The 5064-nt window shown below is 59.8% G+C and carries 7 protein-coding genes; 4 read left to right on the forward strand and 3 right to left on the reverse strand.

Going from position 1 to position 5064, the window contains the following annotated elements; genetic code table 11:
• The first annotated feature begins 104 nt into the window (after positions 1–104).
• The 4 genes from VIL80_RS07885 (at position 105) to VIL80_RS07900 (ending at position 2884) form a co-directional block, all read left to right on the forward strand.
• Entirely contained in the window at positions 105–443 is a 339-nt protein-coding gene (locus VIL80_RS07885; protein WP_332035573.1) for a P-II family nitrogen regulator, read from the forward strand.
• Between the two features lie 91 nt (positions 444–534).
• Positions 535–1794, forward strand: coding sequence for an ammonium transporter AmtB (amtB, locus tag VIL80_RS07890; RefSeq protein ID WP_332035574.1), 1260 nt, complete (start codon positions 535–537; stop codon positions 1792–1794).
• Between the two features lie 114 nt (positions 1795–1908).
• A complete protein-coding gene (locus VIL80_RS07895; RefSeq protein ID WP_043319767.1) occupies positions 1909–2247 on the forward strand; it encodes a P-II family nitrogen regulator in 339 nt (112 codons plus the stop codon).
• 424 nt (positions 2248–2671) lie between these two features.
• Complete coding sequence (locus VIL80_RS07900; RefSeq protein ID WP_318955630.1) at positions 2672–2884, forward strand: hypothetical protein; 213 nt, start codon at positions 2672–2674, stop codon at positions 2882–2884.
• Positions 2885–3040: 156 nt separating this feature from the next.
• On the opposite strand, the gene VIL80_RS07905 is transcribed toward VIL80_RS07900, so the two are convergent.
• The 3 genes from VIL80_RS07905 to VIL80_RS07915 all read right to left on the reverse strand — a co-directional run.
• On the reverse strand, positions 3041–3802 hold the full coding sequence (locus VIL80_RS07905) for a DUF484 family protein (RefSeq protein WP_332035575.1): 762 nt from the start codon (positions 3800–3802) through the stop codon (positions 3041–3043).
• Between the two features lie 46 nt (positions 3803–3848).
• Entirely contained in the window at positions 3849–4679 is an 831-nt protein-coding gene (dapF, locus tag VIL80_RS07910; protein ID WP_332035576.1) for a diaminopimelate epimerase, read from the reverse strand.
• Positions 4680–4694: 15 nt separating this feature from the next.
• The coding region (locus VIL80_RS07915) for a diaminopimelate decarboxylase family protein (protein WP_414684528.1) at positions 4695–5064 on the reverse strand (370 nt) is incomplete at its 5' end.

A 5064-nucleotide genomic window follows, 5' to 3' on the forward strand; every position in this document is an offset into this window, starting at 1 on the left:
GACTGGTGTGAAGCGACTGTACTGGCCGGTGCCACTTACAGCTGGTAATAGCCATAACGACATAAGCCCGCTCTGTGAGTGGGCTTCATCTTAGGGGGGAGACCATGAAACTGGTAACCGCAATCATCAAACCTTTCAAACTCGATGCGGTGCGCGACGCGCTGGCAGAGGCCGGTGTCAAAGGCATCACCGTGAGTGAAGTGAAGGGCTTTGGGCGGCAGAAAGGGCATACCGAACTCTATCGCGGAGCCGAGTATGTGGTGGATTTTCTGCCCAAAACCATGCTGCAGATCGCTGTGGATGACAGCCAGCTCGACGCTGTGCTGGAAGCCATCGGCGGCGCGGCGCAAAGCGGCAAGATCGGCGACGGCAAGATCTTTGTTGCAAACCTTGAACAGGCAATCCGTATCCGTACCGGTGAAACCGGCCCGGAAGCGATCTAACAATCACAAACGATTGCCAGTAACGATTCTTTGATCAACAGAAATAACGTCCGGGGCAACTCGGGAAAGTTTGGGTTAAACGGAGCGAAAAATGGAAAATCAAATTTTTCAGTTGCAGTACGCAATTGATACATTTTATTTCCTCGTGTGCGGTGCACTGGTCATGTGGATGGCAGCTGGCTTTGCCATGCTGGAAGCGGGCCTGGTGCGTTCCAAGAACACCACGGAAATTCTCACCAAAAACGTGGCGCTGTTCGCCATTGCCTGCATCATGTACTTGGTTTGCGGCTACGCGATCATGTATGACGGCGGCTGGTTGCTGAACGGCATTGAAACCTTCGACCTCGAAGGCGTGCTGGCGAGCTCCGCAGAAAACGGTTTCGAAGGGGACTCCGTTTACTCCGGTGCTTCCGACTTCTTCTTCCAGGTGGTGTTCGTGGCGACTGCCATGTCCATCGTCTCCGGTGCGGTTGCCGAGCGCATGAAGCTGTGGAGCTTCCTGGTGTTCGCGGTAGCCATGACCGCTGTCATCTATCCGCTGGAAGGTTCCTGGACCTGGGGCGGCAAAGAAGTCTTCGGCCTGTACAACCTGGGCGACCTGGGCTTCTCCGACTTTGCCGGTTCCGGCATCGTGCACATGGCGGGTGCTGCCGCTGCTCTGGCCGGCGTACTGCTGCTGGGCGCACGTAAAGGCAAATACGGCCCGAACGGCGAAATCTACGCCATCCCCGGTGCCAACCTGCCGCTGGCTACCCTGGGCACCTTCATCCTGTGGATGGGCTGGTTCGGCTTCAACGGCGGTTCCGTACTGAAACTGGGCGACGCCGCCAATGCGCACTCCGTGGCCATGGTATTCCTGAACACCAACGCCGCGGCTGCCGGTGGTGCCGTTGCCGCACTGATCACCGGTCGCATCCTGTTCGGCAAGGCCGACCTGACCATGCTGCTGAACGGCGCGCTGGCCGGCCTGGTGGCAATTACCGCTGAGCCTTCCACCCCGACTGCCCTGCAGGCCACCCTGTTCGGTGCCATCGGCGGTGTGCTGGTCGTGTTCTCCATCATCACCCTGGACAAGCTGAAGATCGACGATCCTGTCGGCGCCATCTCCGTGCACGGTGTGGTAGGTCTGCTGGGTCTGCTGCTGGTACCGGTTACCAACGACGGCTCCTCTTTCAGCGGTCAGCTGATCGGCGCTGCAACCATCTTCGGTTGGGTATTCGCCGCCTCCTTCGCTGTCTGGTTCGCCCTCAAGCTCATCACCGGTATCCGTGTTACCGAGGAAGAAGAGCAGCAGGGTGTTGACTTGACCGAGTGCGGAATGGAAGCTTATCCGGAATTTATGAGCAAATAATCGCTCATAATCTCGCTACCGGGCCTGAGCCAGGCCCGGTAGCAGCAAGAATCTTCCGGCACCGATTCACTGTTGGGCCGGTGCCCGTAAGAAACAATATCAGGGGATAAGTCAATGAAACTGATTACGGCTGTCGTGAAGCCTTTCAAACTGGACGACGTGCGCACCGCGCTTTCCGAGGTTGGCGTACAGGGAATGACCGTGACCGAAGTGAAAGGCTTCGGCCGTCAGAAAGGTCACACCGAACTGTACCGTGGCGCGGAATACGTGGTGGACTTCCTGCCGAAGGTCAAACTGGAACTGGCAGTGGACGACAGCATGGTCGACAGCGCCGTGGAAGCCATCACCAAGGCGGCCCAGACCGGCAAGATCGGCGACGGCAAAATCTTTATCACTGCGCTCGAAGAAGTTATCCGTATCCGCACCGGTGAAACCGGCAGCGAAGCGGTCTGATCAAAGAATCCGACACAGTGTTTTACGGGCCCCGCAATGCGGGGCTTTTTTATGCGCGAAAAAAGTGAAAAAAGAATCCGCCGTTGCGCGGCTGGAACACGGCGTCCCCGTTGTGAATGTCGTTGAATTTGTGGCGCGTAAAACTGCATAACCAACAGCAATAAATCGCATAAAAAATGCTCAAAAAAACTCTACCAATTCCGGGAACCATTTCTGGCAGGCTGATTGGACAGTGCCTATAACTACTTCGCCGCAGGAATTCTTCTGCCCGGCGGATTTTATTTGCAGAAATCACACGGCGTGGTCGTTTGAATATTTTTGTGGATAGCGCTACTGGGCAGTGACGGATTTTTTCCGCGCCAAGCTGCGGCAACAGGGGTATTCCCTCTGTAACAAGGGGTATCAAGTTACAGGGTAAAGTGACATGAAAGACGATCAGTACAGCGTTCGGGTAAAGGACTCCGATGATTTCGGCGAAGAACGTTCCATCACCTCCCGCCAGCGGGCTCGCAGTGAACTGAGCGCCGAGGTCGAGGCCTTCCTCGCCAGCGGCGGCGCCATCAACGAGATAGCACCGGATATCACCGCAGACCCACCTCGCAAGCCGCAGCCAAAGTACGGCAGCAGGCCCATCTGAGAACTTAGCGCAACAGGTGACACTGGGTACCGGCCCAGCCGGCATGGCGACAAGCGCGTCACGCCGGCCCAGGCCGGGGTCCAGTTTTCAACGGGTTGTGTTCCCCCAGAATTTCCCTCACGCAATTCCGCCCGGTGGTCGCCGGGAAGAATGTATTCAGCTGCGAGCCAGCAGATCCGGTAGCAGGCGCTCGAGAATCTCGCCGATATAGGACAGGAACAGGGTGCCGAGGCTGGAGCGGTAGTGGTTGGGGTCGCTGGAGCCCACCGCGAGAATACCCAGCTGGTTTGCCAGCGGTACCACGGCGGCGGAGGCGACGCGCTCGGCATCGTCGCCGAACAGGAAGCTGGTTTCCGCAGGGCGCAGGGTGCCGCACACGGTGCGACCATTGCGCAGGATGGAGCCAATCGCGGTTTCCGCACTGGCGCGGGAGTAACAGCGCACGTCGCCGAGCTGCTTGCCGGATCCGGGTAGCGGCCCGAACAGGGTCAGCGCAGTGACCTCGACATTGAAGTCATTGCGAAAGCTCTGCAGTAGCGCACGTCCGGCTTCGGCCACGGTGCGCGCCTCCAGCAGCGCCAGCACCAGGCGACGGCTGTGCATAAACAGCTGGTCGTTATCGCGGGCATTCTGCAGCAGCTGGTCGAGACGCTGGCGCATCTCGATATTGCGCTCGCGCAACAGGTTGGTCTGGTGTGTCATCAGCGACACGGTCTTGCCGGATTCCCTGGGGACCTGGATGGTCTCCAGCAGATCCAGGTTTTCCGCGAAGAAGGTGGGGTTCTGCATCAGGTATCGCGCCACCTGCCGCGCAAGCACCTTTTTGTTGCGCTGGTTCTCGCTGTCGGCGGCCTGCTGCTTTTCCAGGTTGGCCTCGACGGCGCTGTCGATCAGTGGGGCGTCGCTGTGCTCGGTCATTACGGTGTCGTCGTTGCTCGGTCGCTGGTTCCGGGATGTTATTTTGTTAAACCACTATCTGTCCGTGATATACCGCGGTCGCGGGTCCGGTCATGGTAACCGGCTCACCGGGGCCCGGCCAGTGGATTGTCAGGCCGCCGCCGGGGAGGGTGATCTGCACCTCTTCGTCCACCAGGCCGCGGATGCGCGCGGCGACCATGGCGGCGCAGGCACCAGTGCCACAGGCGCGGGTTTCGCCAACGCCGCGCTCGAATACCCGCAGGCGCGCGCGACCGCGATCGAGAATCTGCAGAAAACCCACATTTACCCGCGCGGGAAAGCGTGGATGGCATTCGATGGCGGCACCGAGGGTCTGCACCGGCGCAGTGTCCACATCTTCCACCAGCAGTACGGTGTGCGGGTTGCCCATGGAGACGGCGCCGACGGTGTAGGTTTCACCGTCCACTTCCAGCGGGTAGCTCTCCGCCTGAATATCCGCCTGGAACGGGATTTTTGCCGGCTCCAGAATCGGTGGCCCCATGTCCACGCTCACCTGGTCCGCGCCCTGTACATTCAGCTCGAGAATGCCGGCGGCGGTCTCCACCAGGATTTTTTCCTTGCTGGTGAGGCGGCGTTCGCGCACAAAGCGCGCAAAACAGCGCGCGCCGTTGCCGCAGTTTTCTACTTCACTGCCGTCGGCGTTGTAAATACGGTAGCGGAAATCCACATCCGGGTCCCGCGGCGCTTCCACCAGCAGCAACTGGTCGCAGCCGATACCGGTGTGGCGGTCGGCGATCTGGCGGACCTTGTCTGAAGTCAGCTTCACCCGCTGGGTGATGCCGTCGATCATCACGAAGTCGTTGCCGAGGCCGTGCATTTTGGTGAACTTGAGCCGCATCGCGTGTGTTTCCCGTCAGTCCTTGGCCGGTACCGTGGTTTCGCCGCGCACCAGATCCGCGAGGGTCTCGCGAGCGCGCACCAGATAGGTCTTGTCGCCGTCCACCAGCACTTCCGCGGCGCGGGTGCGGGAGTTGTAATTGGAGCTCATGGTGAAACCGTAGGCACCGGCGGAGAGCATGGCCAGCAACTGGCCCTGTTCCAGCGCCAGCGGGCGGTGCTTGCCGAGGAAGTCGCCGGTTTCACACACCGGGCCGACGATGTCCCAGCTCTCGGTCTCGCCGTTGCTGGGCGTCACTGCGACAATGTCCTGCCACGCCTGGTACAGCGCCGGACGCAAGTTGTCGTTCATGGCGGCGTCGACGATGGCGAAGTTGTGGCCCTCG

This window comes from Microbulbifer sp. (genome assembly GCF_036563125.1).
In the GTDB taxonomy this organism is placed as follows: domain Bacteria; phylum Pseudomonadota; class Gammaproteobacteria; order Pseudomonadales; family Cellvibrionaceae; genus Microbulbifer.